Raw genomic sequence first — 17,826 nt, 5'->3', positions numbered from 1 at the left:
TGGCGACCGGAGACCTGAAATGGCGACCTGGGCCCTGAAATAGCAGGTCCCAGGTCACCGTTGCAGGTCTCAGCCCACCACGAGCTGGCTCACTTGTCCGTCGAGAACGCCGCGTCGAAGGCCGCTTCCGGCTTGTCGAAGGCCAGGGCGCGGATGACGTTGACCGCCTCCGCCGCGCCGACCTTGCGCTCCATGCCGGCGTCCTCCCACTCGACCGAGATCGGGCCGTCGTAGCCGATCGAGTTCAGCACCCGGAAGCAGTCCTCCCAGTTCACGTCGCCGTGACCGGTGGAGTAGAAGTCCCAGCCACGGCGCGGGTCGGCCCACGGCAGGTGCGAGCCGAGCCGGCCGTTGCGGCCGCCGCCGACCCGCATCTTCGTGTCCTTGCAGTCCACGTGGTAGATCCGGTCCTTGAAGTCCCACAGGAACGCGACCGGGTCGACGTCCTGCCAGACCATGTGCGACGGGTCCCAGTTCAGGCCGAACGCCTCGCGGTGACCGATCGCCTCCAGCGCGAACGTGGTGGTCCAGTAGTCGTACGCGATCTCCGACGGGTGCACCTCGTGCGCGAACCGGACACCCTCTTCGTCGAACACGTCGAGGATCGGGTTCCAGCGGTCGGCGAAGTCCTGGTACCCGGCGGCGATCCGCTCCGCGGGCACCGGCGGGAACATCGCGACGTACTGCCAGATCGACGAGCCGGTGAAGCCGACGACGGTCTTCACGCCGAGCTTGGCGGCCGCCCGTGCGGTGTTCTTCAGGTCCTCGGCGGCGCGCTGCCGCACACCCTCGGCGTCGCCGTCGCCCCAGATCCGCGACGGCACGATCGCCTGGTGCCGGAAGTCGATCGGGTCGTCGCAGACCGCCTGCCCCACCAGGTGGTTGGAGATCGCGAAGACCTGCAGGTTGTACTTCTCCAGGATGTCCTTGCGGCCCTGGACGTACGAGTCGTCGTCGACGGCCTGCTGGACGTCGAAGTGGTCGCCGGAGCAGGCGATCTCGACGCCGTCGTACCCGGCCTCGGACGCGAACTGGCAGACCTCCTCGAACGGCAGGTCGGCCCACTGACCGGTGAAGAGAGTGATCGGACGAGGCATCTCAAGGGCTCCTAGGAGTTGTCGACGGTGATCCAGGCGCTGTCGTCCGCGGCGGACCGCAGTACGGCGTCGACCACACGGGCCGACCGCGCTCCGGCGGCGAAATCGGGCAGGCCGTCCGGGCGGTCCCCCAGGACGGCGGCATAGCTGTCGGCGACGAACGAGTCGAACGCGTCCTGGTACCCCTGCGCGTGACCGGCCGGCAGCCGGTTCACCCGCGCGGCCGGCGGGCTGAGCGTCTCGGGATCCCGCGTCAGCAGCTGCGATGCGGCGCGGCGGCCGACCCAGAGCCGGTCCGGGTCCTCCTGGTCGAAGCCGAAGCTCGACTCGGTGCCGGACACCTCCAGGTACAGCCGGTTCTTCCGGCCGGCCGCGACCTGGCTGACCACGATCGTCCCGACCACGCCGGACTCGGTCCGGAACTGCGCGGTCGCGAGGTCCTCGGTCCGTACGTCGACACCGCCGCGCCGGGCCCGGACGGTCCGCAGCTGGGCACTGATCGCGGCGATCCGGTCGCCGGTGACGAACTCGGTCAGGTCACACCAGTGCGAGCCGATGTCGGCGAACGTCCGCGACGGCCCACCGGTCGTGTCGTCCACGCGCCAGTTCTGGTCGTCCGCGCCGGCCAGCCAGTCCTGCAGGTACGAGCCGTGCAGGCTGGTGATCACGCCGGCGTCGCCCGCGGCGATCCGGGTGCGCAACTCGCGGACCATCGGGTGGTAGCGGTAGACGAACGGCACAGCGCCGACCAGTCCGGCCTCGAGCGCGGCGGCGTGCAGCCCGGCCGCGTCCTGGACCGACGTCGCCAGCGGCTTCTCGCAGACGACGTGCTTCCCGGCCTCGAGTGCCTTCAGCGTCACGTCGAGGTGGGTGTTGTTCGGCGTACAGACGTGGACCACGTCGATGTCGGCCGCCAGCAGCTCGTCCAGGCTCGCGTAGCCACGCTCGGCGCCGGTCGCCTCGGCCGCGGCTTCGGCCCGCGCGGGCGACGAGCCGACCGCGCCGACGACCGTCGCTCCCGACACCAGGGCGGCCCGGCCGTGGACCTGGCCCATGAAGCCGCCGCCGACGATCCCGACCTTGAGCTTGCGCGCAGTGGTGGACACGTCGAAGGACGCTATGGGACCCTTTTGAACCCTGTCAAGCAAAAGTCCACGGCCAGCACGACGGAAGTCCGGGGTGATGAGCGCAATCGGTACGGCGGACGCGGTGCTGCGACTGCTCCTCGACGGGCAGCCGCGGACCCGGGCCGAGCTGATCGAGCGCAGCGGCCTCGCGCGGTCCACGGTGACCGGACGGATCGAGGCGTTGCTCGCGGAAGGGCTCGTGGTGCCGTCGGGCGAGGCGGCCTCGACCGGCGGTCGGCCGCCCGCGCGATTCCGGTTCAACCCGACCGCGCGGCTCGTACTCGCGGCGGACGTCGGCGCGACCCACCTGTCGGTCGCGCTCACCGACCTGACCGGCGCGATCCTCCGGCGCTCGACGAGCCGCCTGGCGATCGCCGAGGGGCCCGAGGTCGTGCTCGACGCGGTGGCCGAGGCCGGTCAGGCGTTGGTGCGTGAGGCCGGGCGGTCCCTCGACGATCTGGCCGGCACCGGGGTCGGGCTACCGGGACCGGTCGAGCACAGCACCGGTCGGCCGAACCATCCGCCGATCATGCCCGGCTGGGATTCGTACGACGTCGTCGGCCGGTTGAGCCGGGAGCTGCCCGGGCCGGTGCTGGTCGACAACGACGTGAACATCATGGCGCTCGGCGAGCACGCGACGGCGTACCCGGACGTCGAGCACCTGCTGTTCGTGAAAGTTGCCACCGGCATCGGAGCGGGCGTGATCAGCGGCGGACGGCTGCACCGCGGGGCGCAGGGCGCGGCCGGGGACATCGGCCACATCCAGGCGCCCGGCCACACCGAGCTCTGCCGCTGCGGCAATTCCGGTTGCCTGGAAGCGATCGCGTCCGCGGCGGCGCTCGCCGGACGGCTCGGGGTCCGGACGAGTCAGGACATCGTCGATCTCGTCCGCTCCGGCAACACCGCCGCCACCACCGCGGTCCGCCAGGCAGGCCGCGAGATCGGCACCGTCCTGGCCGCCGCGGTCAGCCTGCTCAACCCGTCGGTGATCGTGGTCGGCGGCTCCCTCTCCCAGGCCGGCGACAGCCTCCTGGCCGGCCTGCGCGAAACCGTCTACGCCAGATCGTTGCCGCTGGCCACAACCCACCTCCGCGTGCTCCCCTCCCACACCGGCCGCGACGCAGCCCTCCTCGGCGCCGCCACCCTCGTCGTCACGCACACGCTCAGCTGACCCGCGGACCGCGCAGCGCAACGTAAACCAGCAGCACAGCCATGACGGCGGCACCGATCCAAAGGGCGTACTGCCAGCCGTCGACGAAGGACTGCTGTGCCGCGAGGATCAGGTCCTGGGCATGGTTCCCGGTTGTGGGCGCGACCTCGACAGCGTTGGCGATGCCTTCGCGTGCGGTGGCCGCAGCGTCGACAGGCAGACCGGCGAGCCTGCCGTCGATGGCGTTGCGATAGCCGTTGGCCAGCAGCGCACCGAGCAGCGCGACACCGAGCGCGGTGCCGAACTCGCGAGTGACATCGTTCAGCGCCGAAGCGACGCCCTGCTTGGCCCGCGGCAGCGAACTGGTGATGGCTTCGGTCGAGGGCGTCATCGACAACCCCATGCCGACGCCCATGGCCAGGAGGCCGGGCAGGATCGACAGGTAACCGCCGTCGACGGACACCAGGACGGCCATCGACGAGAGACCGAGAGCGGCCAGGGCAACGCCCGCGGCCATGGTGGACCGGGGGCCGATCCTGACCGCCATTCGCGAGGCCACGCCCGAGCTCAGCATCATCATCACGGCCATCGGCATCATCGCCGCGGTGGCGAGCAGTCCGGACCAGCCGAGTACCGCCTGGAAGAACGGGAAGAGGACGACGGCGATTCCGGCTTGGACCCCGAAGACGACGAGCAGGGTCACTGAGCCGCCGGCCAGACCGCGCTCACGGAACAGACGGACGTCGAGCAGGGCTGCGTCCCCGCGGCGCAGTTCCCAGGTCACGAAGCCGATCGCGGCGACCGCACCGGCGGCCAGGCTGATCAGAGTCGCGGAGTCGGTCCAGCCGCGCTCGGGCCCTTCCTGCAGGACGAAGATGAGACCGGTGACCGCGACGGTGGAAATGACCGCGCCGATGGCGTCGAAGGAGTGGCCGGAGCGTTCACGGGAGTTGGGCACCGCCTTCAGCGTCATCACCAGCGCGACAGCGGCCAGGAGCACCGGCAGCACGAACAGCAGGCGCCAGTCCGCGACGTCGACCAGCAGCGCCGAAAGGAACATGCCCAGGATGCCGCCGCCCCCGGCGACACCGGTCCACACGCCGATGGCCTTGCCACGCCGCTCGTCGGGGAAGGTGGACGTGATGACAGCCAGAGTGATCGGCATGATCATCGCGGCGCTGACGCCGGCCGCCACGCGGGCGCCGATCATCACCGCGGTCGACGGGGCGAGTCCCGCGACGACTCCGGCGGCCGCGAAGACGATCAGCCCCGCGGCCAGCATGGGTTTGCGGCCCAGCCGGTCACCGATCGCACCGAGCGGCAGCAACAGCGCGGCCAGCGCGAGGGTGTAGGCGTTGATGATCCACAGCACGGTGGTCTGCGACGCACCGAACTCGACGGCCAACTGCGTCTGCGCGACATTCAACCCGGACACCGATGCGATGACGGCCATCAACGCGAGGGAAACGGTGACCAGGATCGCGCGCAGCTGCCGTGCGTCCGGCGCGCTGCCGCCGCCGGACGCCACCTTCAGCGACTCATGGGTACTCATGGATTCCTTTCCGAAGAGGGACTCCCTGGACGCTAGGCCGGATTTGCATGAAAGGCATAGAGTGTTGCGTATGACGCAAGAAGATGGTCGGCTGGACGGCCTCGTGCGCCAGCGGATCCGCGCCCTGCGCGTCGCCCAGGGCTGGTCGCTGGAGGAGCTCGCCAAGCGCGCCAACCTCAGCCAGTCCTCACTGAGCCGGATCGAGAACGGTCAGCGCCGCCTGGCCCTCGACCAACTGGTCACCATCGCCCGCGCCCTGGACACCGGCCTGGATCAGCTCGTGGAGAACGCCGCCGACGACGTCGTCATCAGCCCGATGATCGACGGGGCGCACGGCGTGATGCGCTGGCCGCTCAAGGGCTACCCCGGCCTGAGTGTGATGCGGCGACGGCTGATCGAAGCGCCGCCGGACAACCCGGCCCGGATGCGCGCCCACCCGGGACGCGAATGGCTGGTGGTGCTGTCCGGCACCGCCGTGTTGCTGCTCGGCGACCGGCGGTTCCGCATCGAGACCAACCAGGCCGCGGAGTTCCCGACGATGATGCCGCATGCCATCGGCACCGGCGGCCGGCCGTGCGAGATCCTCGGCATCTTCGACCGCGAGGCCCGCCGCGGCCACCAGAAGGAGTCCGACGACTCCTGACCCCCAGCATGGGCGGCGGTCAGATGACCCAGGTGGTGGCGATCTTGTCGATGAGCGTGATGACTTCGTCGAGATGGTCGCCGCTCCGGGCGCGGCCGAAGCCGTGCCGGCGGGTCCAGAACGCCGACTGGACGATGACCAGGTGCGTCCAGCGGCGGATGTGCTCGGCGTCGATCCCCGACGCCTCGGCGAACCGCTCGAGCTCCTGGTCCAGATACGGCATCAGCTCGTCGAGGGGGAGGCCGCCGACGAACAGGTAGTACGCCCGGGTGCGCAGGAAGAACGCCGCGTCGTACGCCGGATCGCCGACGTACCCCTTCGGGTCGACGACCAGCCAGGGCTCGCGGTCCGCCCGCAGGATGTTGCGCGCATGGAAGTCACCGTGGATCAAAGTCTCCGGCTGCTCGCGGCCATGCTCCTCGACGACCGACAGCGCCTGGTCGACGACCGCGGATGGCAACCGATGGTCGAGTTCGGCCGCGTCCTTGTGCAGCTGCTCGGCCCACGCGCCGGCCTGCTCGGACATGCGCGGCAGTCCGGCCGGCGCCGGGATCGTCAACTGACGGAGCAGATCCCCGGCAATCGCCGCAGCGTCAACGGCGTCGGCGGGGACGAGCATCTCACCCATGTGCTCAGCGAGCGTGCTGGTGTTCGCACGCTCGAGCAGCATCGCGTACCGGGCGTCGTCGCGCCGGTACAGCTTCACCGCCCCACGCCCGTCCCAGGCCTCGAAAGCATCCGGCTCGTGCACGTTGCCCGGATGCGGGAAGGACACCTTGAGCACCGCGTTTCCCTCGACGGGCACCACCACGCCGACCTGGCCGTGCAGTACGTCGCCGTCCCGCTGGAGCTCCCAGCGATCCAGCAGGTCCTCGACGATCCCGGGCAGCTCGTCGAGCCACGCCTGGCCGGTAGCGCCTTCGCGCTCGACGGTGACGTTGGCGAACGCCTCCGGGATCATCCCCAGCGCTCCGACTTCGCCGAGCGGGAGACCAGGCTGAACAGCATGTCCTTCGGGGTCATCTCCCCGGCGACCACCTTGGTGACGTGTTCCGCGATCGGCATCTCCACGTCGTGCCGGTGCGCCAGTTCGCTGATCGAGGCGCAGGACTTCACTCCCTCGGCGACCTGACGGGTGCCGCCGGCGATCTCCGCGACGCTCATGCCCTGCCCGAGTTTCTCGCCGAAGGTCCGGTTCCGCGACAGCGGCGACGAGCAGGTCGCCACCAGGTCGCCGAGCCCGGCCAGCCCGGAGAACGTGTGCTCGTCCGCGCCCAGCGCCGTCCCCAGCCGGGCGATCTCGGCCAGGCCGCGGGTGATCACCGACGCCCGGGCGTTGTCGCCGAACCCGAGCCCGACGGCCATGCCGACCGCGAGCGCGATCACGTTCTTGCAGGCGCCCCCGAGCTCGACGCCGACCACGTCGTTGTTGGTGTACGGGCGGAACGCCGGGGAATGGCACAGCTTCTGCAAGCGCGCCGCGGTCCCCTCGTCCGCGCAGGCCACCACGGACGCGGCCGGCTGCCCTTCGGCGATCTCGCGCGCCAGGTTCGGCCCGGACACCACCGCGATCCGCTCCGGCCCGGCGCCGGTGAGCTCGGCGATCACTTCGCTCATCCGCTTCGTCGTCCCGAGCTCGACGCCCTTCATCAGGCTGACCAGCGGTACGGCGTTCGGCAGCACACCGGCCCAGTCCGCGAGGTTGTCCCGCAACGACTGCGACGGCACCGCGAGGACGACGGCCTCCGCCCCGTCGGCCGCCGCGGCCGGGTCGTGGGTCGCGGTGATCGCGTCCGGCAACGGGATCCCCGGCAGGTACTCGGCGTTCTCGTGCTGAGTGTTGATCACCTCGCACAGCGACTCCCGCCGGGCCCACACCGACACCTGGTTCCCCGCGTTCGCCAGGACCGTGGCGAACGCCGTCCCCCAGGAACCCGCGCCGAACACCGCGACTTTGGTCATGCCTTCTCCTCACCGTCGGCCTTGCGGGCCTTGCGCAGGTCGTAGAGCTCCTTGGGCGGGGTCTCGCCGCGCAGTTCGCCGAGCGTCTCGGCCACCCGGGCCATGATCACCTCGGTTGCCTCGTGCAACAGCTGGTTGGTCAGCGGCTTGCCCTCGAAGGCGCTCAGGTCGACCGGCGCCCCGGCCCGCACCTGCAGGGTCTTGCGCGGCAGCAGCCGGAACCGGATCTTGCCGGTGTAGGACCGGAGGATCTCCTGCGCTCCCCAGTTCGCGACCGGGATCACCGGGCAGCCGGTCATCAACGCGATCCGCGCGGCGCCGGTCTTGCCGGTCATCGGCCACAGCTCGGGGTCGCGGGTGATCGTGCCTTCCGGGTAAACGCCCACACACTCACCGCGTTCGACCGCGGCGACCGCGTCCCGGAACGCGTCGGCGGCCTGCGCGGAGTCCCGGTACACCGGGATCTGCCCGGCGCCGCTGATGATCTTGCCGAGCACCGGGATCTTGAACACCGACGCCTTCCCGAGGAACCGCGGGATCCGCCGGCACTCCCAGATGAAGTACCCGAGCACCACCGGGTCGAAGTGCGAGATGTGGTTGGGCACATACACCACGCCGCCGGACCGGGGCATGTTCTCGCGGCCGGTGAACCGGCACTTGGTGAACGCGATCATGAAGGGCTTCACGAGCGCGACGATCACCCCGAACCAGAACCCACGGGGCGGCCGTGGATCCGCCTGCCTCGCGTCCACCGCTGCCTCCTGGTGCTCGTACCCGCCGTCGGTCATGGGAGAATCCTGCCTGATGGCAGACCTACAGGTCGCTCCCTGGACCCTGGTGATCCCGGTGAAGCGTACGGCGATCGCGAAGAGCCGGCTCGCTCCGGCCTACCCTCAGCACCGTCCCGAACTGGCCCGCGCCTTCGCTGTCGACACTACTGCGGCCGCTCTGGCCTCTCCCCTGGTGCAGACGGTCCTGGTGGTCACCGACGACCCGCTGGTCGCCGCGGACGTCACCGCCGCCGGGGCGCGCGTGGTCCCGGACCTGCCCGCCGCCGGTCTCAACGAAGCCTTGCTGCATGGAGCAACTGTGGCCGCTGCCGAGTTCGCAGGCAACGGCGTCGCGGCGCTGTCGGCCGACCTGCCCGCGTTGCGCCCGGCCGAGCTGACCGCCACTCTCGCCGCCTGTACGGCGCCGCGCTCGTTCGTGGTCGACCTGCCCGGCACCGGGACGACGTTGCTCGCCGCCGCGCCCGGCGTACCGCTGGATCCCCGCTTCGGCGTCGGATCCGCCCTGGCCCACCAGGCGTCCGGCGCGGTCCCGATCGAGCTGACCGCGATCGAGTCGGTACGCCGCGACGTCGACACCGCGGCCGATCTGGCACACGCCGTCCAGCTCGGCGTCGGCCCGGCGACCGCGGACGTGATGTCGCTGGTTCTCGGTGCCGCGACGGGCACCGAAGGTCTAGCCTGCTGACATGCAAGCGACTGTGAGCAGGTACGACGGCGAGACGTTCTCCGGCACCGTGCTGACCGACACCGGGATCGAGCTCCCGTTCACCGTGCACGCGATCGCCGACACCCCGGTCCTGCATCTGCGCGTCGGCCAACGGGTGCGGATCGAGACCGCCGGCTCGGGCGCGGCAACGACTGTCACCAAGGTGGAGTTCGGCACCCGCCTGTAGAAGTCCGCAGACACGGCGAAGGCCGGTCGCCCCTGGACGGGGTGACCGGCCTTCGCTGGTTGTGCGGTATGCCGAACTGCGTGAAGATCAGCGAGCGGTGCGCTTCGCCGCGGTCTTCTTGGCGGGGGCCTTCTTGGCCGGCGCCTTCTTCGCAACGGTCTTGGCCGGGGCCTTCTTGGCGACCGTCTTGGCCGGGGCCTTCTTGGCAACGGTCTTGGCCGGGGCCTTCTTGGCGACCGTCTTGGCCGGAGCCTTCTTGGCGACCGTCTTCTTCGCAGCTGCGGTCTTCGTCGCAGCGGCCTTGGCCGGGGCGGCCTTCTTCGCCGGGGCAGCCGCCTTGGTGGCGGTCGCGGCCGGCTTCGGGACGACCAGCTTCGGCAGCTTCTTCGCACCGGAGACGACGGCCTTCAGCTCCGCACCCGCGCGGAACTTCGGCACCGTGGTCTTCTTGGCGCGCTTGGTCTCACCGGTCCGCGGGTTGCGCACGATGCGCGCACCACGCTCGATGGCCTCGAAGGCACCGAAACCGGTGATGGCGACCTTGCCGCCCTTCTTGGTCAGCTCGCGCTGGACGGTGTCGATCACCGACTCCAATGCGTGCTGGGCCTGGCGGCGGTTTCCGTCGAAGTGCACTGCGAGCGCTTCGACCAACTGGCTCTTGTTCACTGCTTCCCTCCGTGAACACTAGGCGTCGAGCACAGCGCTCGATCTCACAGGAACGTTATGGACTCAACACGCCGTTCACAAACACCAACGCGGCAATTCGGCCTTGTTTTGGGCGATTCGTGCCACAATTTCGGCCGATTCGGGCCTGGAGAGGGGTTTCAGAGCCACCCGCGACGCTTGAAGATCTGGTGCAGACCTCCACACACCAAGGCCATCAGGCCGATCGCGAAGGGGTATCCGTACTGCCAGTGCAGCTCCGGCATCTTGTCGAAGTTCATCCCGTAGACGGTGCCGATCAGCGTCGGGGCGAACAGGATCGCCGCCCAGGCAGAGATCCGCTTCACCTCTTCGTTCTGCTCGCTGCTGGCGATCGCGAGGCTCTTCATCTCCTCGTTCTGCTGCTGGGCGACCAGCGTCGCGTTCACCGTCAGGATGTCGCGGAGCAGTTCGCGGAATCCGTCGACCTTCTCCACCACCTCGGTGACGTGGTCGGCCACGTCCCGCAGTGAACGTTGCAGTTCCTCGTCCACGCCGTACTTCTGGAAGCCGCCGCGCAGCTGCTCGAGCATGCCGACCAGCGGCCGGGTCGCGCGCTGGAACTCGATCACCTCACGGGACAGTTCGTAGATACGCCGCGACACCTTGGGATCGCCGCGGAACACCTCGGTCTCGATCTCGTCGATGTCGTTCTCCAGACCGGCGACCACCGGCGCGTACCCGTCGACGACCTTGTCCATGATCGCGTACAGCACCGCTTCGGCCCCGCGGCCGAGCAGTTCGGGGTCGCGCTCCACCCGGCGCCGGACCGCTGCCAGATTGGGCGCTTCGGCGTGCCGGACCGTCACCACGAAGTCCGGGCCGACGAAAACGTGCACCTCACCGAACTCGACCTCCTCGGTCGCGTCCCGGTACCGCGCGGCCTTCAGCACGACGAACAACGTGTCGCCGTACCGCTCCAGCTTCGGCCGCTGATGCGCCTCGTTGGCGTCCTCGATCGCGAGCTCGTGCAGGTCGAACTCCTGCGCCAGCGAGGCGAGCTCGCGGCGGTCCGGCCGGTACAGCCCGATCCAGGCCAGGCTCTGCGGGGAGTTGTGCAGCGCCGAGTACGTGTCCGCGAGCGAGTGCGGGGACGCGATCCGGTTGCCGCCGCAGTAGATCGCGCTGTCGACGACGCTGTGTCCCTTGGGCTTCTGCGGATCGCGATGCTGCTTGTCGGCCGGCTCGATCGCGGGCGCGGCGGCTGCGGCGTGCTTGCGGGCGGCGGCGCGCAGTGACGGCGTACGGCTGAACGCACGGAACGTGCGCAGGCGCAGGTCGGACATGAGTCCTCCAGGAGCAATGTGGTGCGGGTGAGTGATGAGCACACGTCTGCCCGACCCTGCTACTACTAGAGGAAAAGACCCCCCACAGGCCGAGCGAGACCGGTATGTCTGGAGGGATCGCTGCTGTTCGTCATCAGCGCCTCACCTCCTTGGTCTCGCACACCTGGTTCTGCCAACCCCAGAAGGGTAACACCAGAGTTATCGCCCCCGGCCATCCGAACGTTACGGGGGCGATAACTCTGCACGAGCTTCAGGCCTCGGCGGCTGCTATGCCTTGGCGGGAAGGGTTGCGGGCTTGAAGGACGGCCGGGTCGCTTCGTAGGCAGCGATCTCGTCCGCGTGCGACAGCGTGATGCCGACGTCGTCGAGACCGTTCAGCAGCCGGTAGCGCGTGTAGTCGTCGATCTCGAAGGGTGCCGAGACGTCACCGGCCGAAATCGTCTTGTTCTCCAGGTCGACCGTGACCTTGGTGCCCGGGTCGGTCTCGATCGTGGTCCACAGTTGCTCGACGACGTCCTGCGTCACCAGGGCCGCGAGCAGCCCGGCCTTGCCCGAGTTGCCGCGGAAGATGTCGCCGAACCGCGACGACACGACCACGCGGAACCCGTAGTCGAGCAGGGCCCAGACCGCGTGCTCCCGCGAGGATCCGGTGCCGAAGTCCGGTCCCGCCACGAGCACCGAGACCCCGTCGTACTCGGGCTGGTTCAGGACGAACGACGGGTCGTTGCGCCAGGCCGCGAACAGCCCGTCCTCGAAGCCGGTCCGGGTGACCCGCTTCAGGTACACGGCCGGGATGATCTGGTCGGTGTCGACGTTGCTGCGGCGCAGCGGAGCCGCCGTACCGATGTGCTGGGTGAAGGCTTCCATGATTCCGTTGCTCCTCAGGCGTTCGCGGGTGCGGCGACGGGCGGCAGGTCGGCCGGAGCGGCCAGCGTTCCGGTGACGGCGGTCGCGGCGGCGACCAGCGGCGAGACCAGGTGGGTCCGACCGCCCTTGCCCTGACGGCCTTCGAAGTTGCGGTTCGACGTGGAGGCGCTGCGCTCCCCCGGGGCCAGCTGGTCCGGGTTCATGCCCAGGCACATCGAGCATCCGGCGCCCCGCCACTCGGCGCCGGCGTCCTTGAAGATCGTGTCCAGGCCCTCGGCCTCGGCCTGCAGCCGGACCCGCCCGGAGCCCGGGACCACCAGCATCCGGGTGCCCTCGGCAACCTTCCGCCCGGCGAGTACGCCGGCCGCGGCCCGCAGGTCCTCGATCCGGCCGTTGGTGCAGGACCCCAGGAACACCGTGTCCACGTGGATGTCGCGCAGCGGCGTACCGGCGGTCAGCCCCATGTACTCCAGGGCGCGCTCGGCGGCGACCCGGTCGTTCTCGTTGTCGAAGTCGTCCGGCGACGGCACGGTGGCCGCCAGCGGCACGCCCTGGCCCGGGTTCGTGCCCCAGGTGACGAACGGCGTGATCTCCTCGGCCTTCAGCACCACCTCGCGGTCGAAGGACGCGTCCTCGTCGGTGGCCAGGCTCTTCCAGTACTCGACGGCCGCCTCCCAGTCGAGGCCCTGCGGCGCGTGCGGCTTGTCCTTCAGGTACTCGAAGGTGGTCTCGTCCGGCGCGATCATGCCGGCCTTGGCGCCCCACTCGATCGACATGTTGCAGATCGTCATCCGGGCTTCCATGCTCAGCGCCCGGATCGCCTCGCCGCGGTACTCGACGATGTAGCCCTGGCCGCCGCCGGTGCCGACCTTGGCGATCAGCGACAGCACCAGGTCCTTGGCCGAGACGCCTTCGGGCAGGACGCCGTCGACCGTGACCGCCATGGTCTTCGGCCGGGCCTGCATCAGCGTCTGGGTGGCGAGCACGTGCTCGACCTCGCTGGTACCGATGCCGAAGGCAATCGCCCCGAAGGCGCCGTGCGTCGAGGTGTGGCTGTCACCGCAGACCACGGTCATCCCGGGCTGGGTCAGGCCGAGCTGCGGGCCGATCACGTGCACGACGCCCTGGTCCGGGTCGCCGAGGGTGTGGATCCGGATGCCGAACTCCTCGGCGTTCTTGCGCAGCGTGTCCACCTGCGTCCGCGACACCGGGTCGGCGATCGGCTTGTCCACGTCGAAGGTCGGGACGTTGTGGTCCTCGGTGGCGATCGTCAGGTCGGGGCGCCGGACCGGCCGCCCGGCCAGGCGCAGCCCGTCGAACGCCTGCGGACTGGTCACCTCGTGCACCAGGTGGAGGTCGATGTAGAGGAGGTCGGGTTCTCCGTCGGCATGGCGCACGACATGCGCATCCCAGACCTTTTCCGACAACGTCCTACCCATCAGACTCTCCTTTGAGATGGTTGTGTAGTGAGGTGCTTTCGCTCACAGTGCTCTCGATCGGGCTGCCGAAGCGACTTGCGTTCCACGATTTGAGACTGCAATATCGTCTCATGGACAACTCTAGCGGAGTCGGTGTTCTCGACAAAGCAGCCCTCGTGCTGTCCGCCCTCGAATCCGGGCCGGCGACCCTGGCCGGTCTGGTGGCGGCCACGGGTCTGGCGCGTCCGACGGCACACCGCCTGGCGGTCGCTCTCGAGCACCACCGGCTGGTCGGCCGGGACATGCAGGGACGCTTCGTGCTCGGCCCGCGACTCAGCGAGTTGGCCTCGGCCGCCGGCGAGGACCGGCTGCTCGCGACCGCCGGCCCGGTGCTGGCACGGCTGCGCGACATCACCGGCGAATCGGCGCAGTTGTTCCGCCGCCAGGGTGAGTACCGGGTGTGCGTCGCCGCCGCCGAGCGTCCTTCGGGGCTGCGCGACACCGTCCCGGTGGGCAGCCAGCTGACCATGGCCGCCGGGTCGGCCGCCCAAATACTGCTTGCGTGGGAGGACCCGGAGCGGATGCACCGCGGTCTGCACAACGCCTCGTTCAACGCTGCCGCCCTGGCCGGCGTGCGGCGCCGCGGCTGGGCGCACTCGGTCGGCGAGCGCGAGCAGGGCGTCGCGTCGGTGTCCGCCCCGGTCCGCTCCCCCAGCGGCAAGGTGATCGCGGCCGTCTCGGTCTCCGGCCCGATCGAGCGGCTCTCCCGTCAGCCCGGCCGCATGCACGCCCCGGCCGTCATGGCCGCCGCCGAGCGCCTGTCCGAAGCCCTCCGCCGCGCTTCCGAGTAGCTAGAGCGGCCACATCTGCCCCGTGCCGCTGTCGATCAGAGCGGCACGGTCCGCAGTGGCTTCCAGCGGCAGGACGTCGTACACCGCCGCCGCCAGCACCGGCAGCGCGACCAGCGGAACCCGCGGCGCGACCGTGCAGTGCGGCACCCATTGCCCCGGCTGGTAGTGCCGATGGAGCTCGGCATCCGTTGCCTCCAGCGCCGACACGACGGCCGCCTGCAACTGCAGGACCTCCACGCCCACGGCCGGCGCCAACCAGGCCCGCCCGCGCCGGAACGTGCCCAGGGCGTCGAAGAACAGGTCGACCGGCCGATCGCTCAGCAACGGCTGCACGGCCTTCATGACCCTGTCGTGGTCCCACTCACGCAGCACCGCCAGCGACAGGTGCGGCACGTGACGGCCGTGCGTGTGCGTCTGCAGCGTCGGCACGCCGAGCTCCTCCAGCCGGCCCCACAAGGCCCGCAGGAGCCGGTCGGTGCGGCGGTCGAAGAGCAGGCAGACAGCGAGGGCCACACACCCACAGTAGGCCGGTCATTGCGGTGAGGCGCCCAGCCGGATCACCATGAGGGGACTAGCCCACAAGGAGGTCCGACATGGAGCGGGACTGGCTGACTCTCGGGTGGAAGATGTTGCTGGTGCGCGGTGCGATCGGCATCGTGTTCGGGATTCTCGCGATCGTCTGGCCGATCGAGACGGCGGTCGCACTGGCGCTGCTGTGGGGGTTCTGGGCCCTCGTCGACGGGATCGGGTCGATCGCCCAGGCCTTCCAGCCGGAGTCGCGAGGCAGCCGGCTGTGGCTGGTCGCGCTCGGTGTGATCGCCCTGCTCGCGGCATTCTTCGCGATCACCAGTCCGGGCCTGACCGCCAAGGCGCTGACCTGGATCCTCGGGATCTGGCTGATCATCCGCGGCATCTTCGAGCTCGTCGGCGCCTTCAGCAGTCAGCAGGTGATGCCGCGCTGGCTGCTGGTCGTCAGCGGCCTGCTGTCGCTGTTCATCGGCATCCTGTTCGCCGCCAACCCCGGTGCGGGCGCGGTCGGCATCGCCGTCCTGCTGGGCATCACAGCACTCATCTGGGGCGTCGTGCTCATCGCTGTCGCCCTGTCGGTCCGGCGCGCGAGCTCAGGTCCGGCTCACGCCAGTCCGTCCCCCGCCTGACCGCAGTCGCGCGGCGGGGTCAGACAGCCCCGCCGTACGGCACCGTGATGATCTCGAGGTTGTGTCCGTCGGGATCGTTCCAGTAGAGACCCCGACCACCGTCGTTGGTATTGATCTCACCCTCGCGGCGGTGGAACGGGTCGGCCCAATAGGTGAGTCCGCGCTCGACGATCCGGGCGTGGATCTGGTCGAACTCCTCCTCACCGACGAGGAACGCGTAGTGCTGCCGGTGCGGCTGTCCCTGCGCGTCGGCGAAATCCAGCGAGGTGCCGTTCCCCAGCTGCACCACGGCGAACGGCCCGTAGCTCGCCGGTTCGCCGAGCCCGAGGATCTCCGCGAGGAAGCGCGCCGACGCAACCTTATCGGTGCAGTTCACGATCGTGTGATTGAACTCGACGGCCATGGCCTCAGCGTACTTCTCGGGTCGCAGGTGTTTCTGAACAGCCGCACGACGTGCTGGGAACCAGCTCGTAGTCGAGGACGTGCCGCGCGGCCGGCGGATCGGTGCGGTCGAGCAACAGTTCGACGGCCCGGCGCGCGGTCTCCTCGATCGGCTGCCGCACGCTGGCCAGCGGCGGGATCGTCACCGTGCACTCGCTGGTGCCGTCGAAGCCCATCACCGCCACGTCCTCCGGCACCCGCAGTCCGGCCTCCCAGGCCGCGAACAGGACGCCGAAGGCCTGCTCGTCCGTCGAGCAGTAGATCGCCCGCGGCGGCCGCTTCTGCTCGAACCACGGCCGTACGGCGTCCCGCGCGGCGAACCGCGACACGGGCGCGGCAACGTACCGCGCGGAGGCCCGCGGATGCGCCTTCAGCGCGCGCTCGATACCGCTGCGGTGTTCCGCCGTACCGGGCGATTCCGCGGGGCCGGTGACCACGCCGAGGGTCCGGTAGCCGTGGGACAGCAGGTGATCCGCCGACGCCCGCGCACCCGCGACGTAGTCGATCGAGAGCGTGGACACCGTCACGCCGTCGGGCACCGGATGCAGCGCGACCACCGGTACGCCGGCCGCCGCGAACCGCTGGATCGCCGGCTCGACGAGCAACGAGACGAGCACCACGCCGTCGACCTTGCGCTCGATGAACGAGCCGATGTGCGCCGACTCCTGCTCGGGGTCGCCGGCCGAGTCGCCGATCAGCAGCAGGTGGTCGTGCCGGCGCGCGTAGCTCTCCAGGTGCTCGGCGAGCGTGGCGAAGTACGGGTTCCGGATCTGCGGGATCAGCAGGCCGAGCGAGTACGTGCGGCCGGCGCTGAGCGCGCGGGCGAGAATGTTCGGCCGGTAGTCCAGCTCGGCCGCGGCCTCGAGCACGCGCCGGCGGGTTTCCGCCGACACAGGCCGGGGGCCGTTGTTGAAGACGTAGCTGACGACCGCGGTCGACGTACCGGCCCGCTCCGCGACGTCACGCGCCGTCGCCATCGATCTCCCCACGCTGCACAGCGTAAGCCGTTCCCCCGGCCACGATCCGGGCCGTGATCTCCTCGGCCACCCGCTCCGCGTCGACGCCGGTCACGATCCGCACGGTCCCGCCGGGATCCGCAGAGAACGTGCTCCGCCCGGCCCCCTCGCCGCCGACCGCAACGGAAACGGAGCCCACCTCGGAGAAGGTGAACAGTTCCGGGCGACTCAGAGCCAGTACCGCCACCGGATCGTGCGGCACGTTCCACGTCTCGCTCCAGAACGCCCACCACTGCTCGATATCCGCACCCAGAGCCGCCCCGAGCGAACCCGCACCGCGGATCCGCTCCAGCAGCGCCGCCCCGATCGTGACCTGCTGGGTGATCTCCAATCCGGTGACGGTCGTCGGGATCCCCGCGTTCAGCACGGCCTGCGCGGCGACGTCGTCGGACTTGAAGTTGTGCTCCGCCTTGTCGTCACCGAAGGACCCGCCCATCACCCACAGGTGCCGGATCCACCGCGCCGCCTCGGGTTCGAGAGCCAGCGCCGCGGCCAGGTTCGTCAGCGGGCCGATCGCGGCGACGTCGAGCTCACCAGGTTGCTCACGCAGCCGCGCGACCAGACGCTCGGGCGCGCTGCCGGCGCTGACGGTCTCCCGCGACAGGTCGCCGTGCAGCGTGCCCTCGTGCCCGGCCCACCAGACCTCCCGGCCCGACAACGGTTCGGCGAGACCGGGGACGACGTCCAGGTCGCGCCCGGCGAGGACGCCGTACCTGCGGGCCAGCCGGGCCCGCAGCCGCGTGTCGCCGTACACGGTGTGGACCTCGAGCAGGCTGAGGTCCGGGCTGCCCAGGATCTGGGCGAGCGCCATCGCGTCGTCGACGTCGGAGCCGATATCGGTGTCGAGAATGAGGGATCGCTGCATGGATCGTG

At 70.1% G+C, this 17,826-nt stretch carries 20 protein-coding genes; 6 read left to right on the top strand and 14 right to left on the bottom strand.

Annotated elements, in window-relative coordinates; all coding sequences use genetic code 11:
* Positions 1-89: 89 nt before the first annotated feature.
* Entirely contained in the window at positions 90-1,097 is a 1,008-nt protein-coding gene (locus ABZW60_RS32660; protein ID WP_355483427.1) for a sugar phosphate isomerase/epimerase family protein, read from the bottom strand.
* 11 nt (positions 1,098-1,108) lie between these two features.
* Positions 1,109-2,203, bottom strand: coding sequence for a Gfo/Idh/MocA family oxidoreductase (locus ABZW60_RS32655; RefSeq protein ID WP_355483425.1), 1,095 nt, complete (start codon positions 2,201-2,203; stop codon positions 1,109-1,111).
* 76 nt (positions 2,204-2,279) lie between these two features.
* Between ABZW60_RS32655 and ABZW60_RS32650 the strand changes: the two genes are divergently transcribed.
* Positions 2,280-3,395, top strand: a complete 1,116-nt coding sequence (locus tag ABZW60_RS32650) for an ROK family transcriptional regulator (protein WP_355483423.1) — start codon at positions 2,280-2,282, stop codon at positions 3,393-3,395.
* Here ABZW60_RS32650 and ABZW60_RS32645 read toward each other — a convergent pair.
* Positions 3,388-4,926 (bottom strand): DHA2 family efflux MFS transporter permease subunit, encoded by a 1,539-nt coding sequence (locus ABZW60_RS32645; RefSeq protein WP_355483421.1) that lies wholly within the window; start codon positions 4,924-4,926, stop codon positions 3,388-3,390. The two genes, ABZW60_RS32650 and ABZW60_RS32645, sit on opposite strands and share 8 nt — an antisense overlap.
* Positions 4,927-4,996: 70 nt before the next feature.
* Between ABZW60_RS32645 and ABZW60_RS32640 the strand changes: the two genes are divergently transcribed.
* On the top strand, positions 4,997-5,569 hold the full coding sequence (locus ABZW60_RS32640; protein WP_355483419.1) for an XRE family transcriptional regulator: 573 nt from the start codon (positions 4,997-4,999) through the stop codon (positions 5,567-5,569).
* A gap of 19 nt (positions 5,570-5,588) precedes the next feature.
* Here ABZW60_RS32640 and ABZW60_RS32635 read toward each other — a convergent pair whose 3' ends face one another.
* From ABZW60_RS32635 to ABZW60_RS32625, 3 genes are read right to left on the bottom strand one after another with little or no spacing between them, the layout of a single operon-like run.
* Positions 5,589-6,530 (bottom strand): aminoglycoside phosphotransferase family protein, encoded by a 942-nt coding sequence (locus ABZW60_RS32635; protein ID WP_355483417.1) that lies wholly within the window; start codon positions 6,528-6,530, stop codon positions 5,589-5,591.
* Complete coding sequence (locus ABZW60_RS32630; RefSeq protein ID WP_355483416.1) at positions 6,527-7,531, bottom strand: NAD(P)H-dependent glycerol-3-phosphate dehydrogenase; 1,005 nt, start codon at positions 7,529-7,531, stop codon at positions 6,527-6,529. The genes ABZW60_RS32635 and ABZW60_RS32630 overlap by 4 nt, the downstream gene beginning before the upstream one ends.
* Positions 7,528-8,319, bottom strand: a complete 792-nt coding sequence (locus tag ABZW60_RS32625) for a lysophospholipid acyltransferase family protein (protein ID WP_355483414.1) — start codon at positions 8,317-8,319, stop codon at positions 7,528-7,530. Before ABZW60_RS32625 ends, ABZW60_RS32630 begins: the two co-directional genes overlap by 4 nt.
* A 16-nt stretch (positions 8,320-8,335) precedes the next feature.
* Here ABZW60_RS32625 and cofC point away from each other — a divergent pair, with 16 nt between their 5' ends.
* Entirely contained in the window at positions 8,336-9,007 is a 672-nt protein-coding gene (cofC, locus tag ABZW60_RS32620) for a 2-phospho-L-lactate guanylyltransferase (RefSeq protein WP_355483412.1), read from the top strand.
* A gap of 1 nt (position 9,008) precedes the next feature.
* Positions 9,009-9,215 (top strand): hypothetical protein, encoded by a 207-nt coding sequence (locus ABZW60_RS32615; protein ID WP_355483410.1) that lies wholly within the window; start codon positions 9,009-9,011, stop codon positions 9,213-9,215.
* An 87-nt stretch (positions 9,216-9,302) separates the two neighbouring features.
* On the opposite strand, the gene ABZW60_RS32610 is transcribed toward ABZW60_RS32615, so the two are convergent.
* The 4 genes from ABZW60_RS32610 to leuC form a co-directional block, all read right to left on the bottom strand.
* Positions 9,303-9,881 carry an HU family DNA-binding protein gene (locus ABZW60_RS32610; RefSeq protein WP_355483408.1) on the bottom strand — a complete coding sequence of 193 codons (579 nt, stop codon included), beginning with the start codon at positions 9,879-9,881 and terminating at the stop codon, positions 9,303-9,305.
* A gap of 158 nt (positions 9,882-10,039) precedes the next feature.
* Positions 10,040-11,203 carry a magnesium/cobalt transporter CorA gene (gene corA / locus ABZW60_RS32605; protein WP_355483407.1) on the bottom strand — a complete coding sequence of 388 codons (1,164 nt, stop codon included), beginning with the start codon at positions 11,201-11,203 and terminating at the stop codon, positions 10,040-10,042.
* A 267-nt stretch (positions 11,204-11,470) separates the two neighbouring features.
* Positions 11,471-12,070 carry a 3-isopropylmalate dehydratase small subunit gene (gene leuD, locus ABZW60_RS32600; RefSeq protein WP_355483406.1) on the bottom strand — a complete coding sequence of 200 codons (600 nt, stop codon included), beginning with the start codon at positions 12,068-12,070 and terminating at the stop codon, positions 11,471-11,473.
* Positions 12,071-12,084: 14 nt separating this feature from the next.
* Entirely contained in the window at positions 12,085-13,509 is a 1,425-nt protein-coding gene (leuC, locus tag ABZW60_RS32595; RefSeq protein ID WP_355483404.1) for a 3-isopropylmalate dehydratase large subunit, read from the bottom strand.
* 110 nt (positions 13,510-13,619) lie between these two features.
* Between leuC and ABZW60_RS32590 the strand changes: the two genes are divergently transcribed.
* Entirely contained in the window at positions 13,620-14,339 is a 720-nt protein-coding gene (locus ABZW60_RS32590; RefSeq protein ID WP_130387568.1) for an IclR family transcriptional regulator, read from the top strand.
* Here the strand turns inward: ABZW60_RS32590 and ABZW60_RS32585 are convergent, their stop codons facing one another.
* Complete coding sequence (locus ABZW60_RS32585; protein WP_355483402.1) at positions 14,340-14,852, bottom strand: 2'-5' RNA ligase family protein; 513 nt, start codon at positions 14,850-14,852, stop codon at positions 14,340-14,342.
* A gap of 80 nt (positions 14,853-14,932) precedes the next feature.
* Here ABZW60_RS32585 and ABZW60_RS32580 point away from each other — a divergent pair, with 80 nt between their 5' ends.
* Entirely contained in the window at positions 14,933-15,496 is a 564-nt protein-coding gene (locus ABZW60_RS32580; RefSeq protein WP_355483400.1) for an HdeD family acid-resistance protein, read from the top strand.
* Between the two features lie 19 nt (positions 15,497-15,515).
* Here ABZW60_RS32580 and ABZW60_RS32575 read toward each other — a convergent pair whose 3' ends face one another.
* The 3 genes from ABZW60_RS32575 to ABZW60_RS32565 are packed head-to-tail and all read right to left on the bottom strand — an operon-like array spanning position 15,516 to position 17,818.
* Complete coding sequence (locus ABZW60_RS32575) at positions 15,516-15,899, bottom strand: VOC family protein (protein WP_355483398.1); 384 nt, start codon at positions 15,897-15,899, stop codon at positions 15,516-15,518.
* Between the two features lie 4 nt (positions 15,900-15,903).
* Positions 15,904-16,926: a LacI family DNA-binding transcriptional regulator gene (locus tag ABZW60_RS32570; RefSeq protein WP_355483396.1), complete on the bottom strand. Its 1,023-nt coding sequence runs from the start codon at positions 16,924-16,926 to the stop codon at positions 15,904-15,906.
* On the bottom strand, positions 16,898-17,818 hold the full coding sequence (locus ABZW60_RS32565; protein WP_355483394.1) for a nucleoside hydrolase: 921 nt from the start codon (positions 17,816-17,818) through the stop codon (positions 16,898-16,900). The genes ABZW60_RS32570 and ABZW60_RS32565 overlap by 29 nt, the downstream gene beginning before the upstream one ends.
* Positions 17,819-17,826 lie beyond the last annotated feature (8 nt).

The organism is Kribbella sp. NPDC003557, from assembly GCF_040610805.1.
Classification (GTDB): domain Bacteria; phylum Actinomycetota; class Actinomycetes; order Propionibacteriales; family Kribbellaceae; genus Kribbella.
The sequence above is the reverse complement of the archived record's forward strand: the minus strand, read 5'-3'. Positions and strand labels throughout refer to the sequence as shown.

Coding starts and splice junctions, on each gene's coding strand:
- ABZW60_RS32660 (WP_355483427.1), bottom strand. CDS start 1,097: ATGCCTCGTCCGATCACTCTCTTCACCGGTCAGTGGGCCGACCTGCCG.
- ABZW60_RS32650 (WP_355483423.1), top strand. CDS start 2,280: ATGAGCGCAATCGGTACGGCGGACGCGGTGCTGCGACTGCTCCTCGAC.
- ABZW60_RS32645 (WP_355483421.1), bottom strand. CDS start 4,926: ATGAGTACCCATGAGTCGCTGAAGGTGGCGTCCGGCGGCGGCAGCGCG.
- ABZW60_RS32640 (WP_355483419.1), top strand. CDS start 4,997: ATGACGCAAGAAGATGGTCGGCTGGACGGCCTCGTGCGCCAGCGGATC.
- ABZW60_RS32635 (WP_355483417.1), bottom strand. CDS start 6,530: ATGATCCCGGAGGCGTTCGCCAACGTCACCGTCGAGCGCGAAGGCGCT.
- ABZW60_RS32630 (WP_355483416.1), bottom strand. CDS start 7,531: ATGACCAAAGTCGCGGTGTTCGGCGCGGGTTCCTGGGGGACGGCGTTC.
- ABZW60_RS32625 (WP_355483414.1), bottom strand. CDS start 8,319: ATGACCGACGGCGGGTACGAGCACCAGGAGGCAGCGGTGGACGCGAGG.
- cofC (WP_355483412.1), top strand. CDS start 8,336: ATGGCAGACCTACAGGTCGCTCCCTGGACCCTGGTGATCCCGGTGAAG.
- ABZW60_RS32615 (WP_355483410.1), top strand. CDS start 9,009: ATGCAAGCGACTGTGAGCAGGTACGACGGCGAGACGTTCTCCGGCACC.
- corA (WP_355483407.1), bottom strand. CDS start 11,203: ATGTCCGACCTGCGCCTGCGCACGTTCCGTGCGTTCAGCCGTACGCCG.
- leuD (WP_355483406.1), bottom strand. CDS start 12,070: ATGGAAGCCTTCACCCAGCACATCGGTACGGCGGCTCCGCTGCGCCGC.
- leuC (WP_355483404.1), bottom strand. CDS start 13,509: ATGGGTAGGACGTTGTCGGAAAAGGTCTGGGATGCGCATGTCGTGCGC.
- ABZW60_RS32590 (WP_130387568.1), top strand. CDS start 13,620: ATGGACAACTCTAGCGGAGTCGGTGTTCTCGACAAAGCAGCCCTCGTG.
- ABZW60_RS32580 (WP_355483400.1), top strand. CDS start 14,933: ATGGAGCGGGACTGGCTGACTCTCGGGTGGAAGATGTTGCTGGTGCGC.
- ABZW60_RS32575 (WP_355483398.1), bottom strand. CDS start 15,899: ATGGCCGTCGAGTTCAATCACACGATCGTGAACTGCACCGATAAGGTT.
- ABZW60_RS32565 (WP_355483394.1), bottom strand. CDS start 17,818: ATGCAGCGATCCCTCATTCTCGACACCGATATCGGCTCCGACGTCGAC.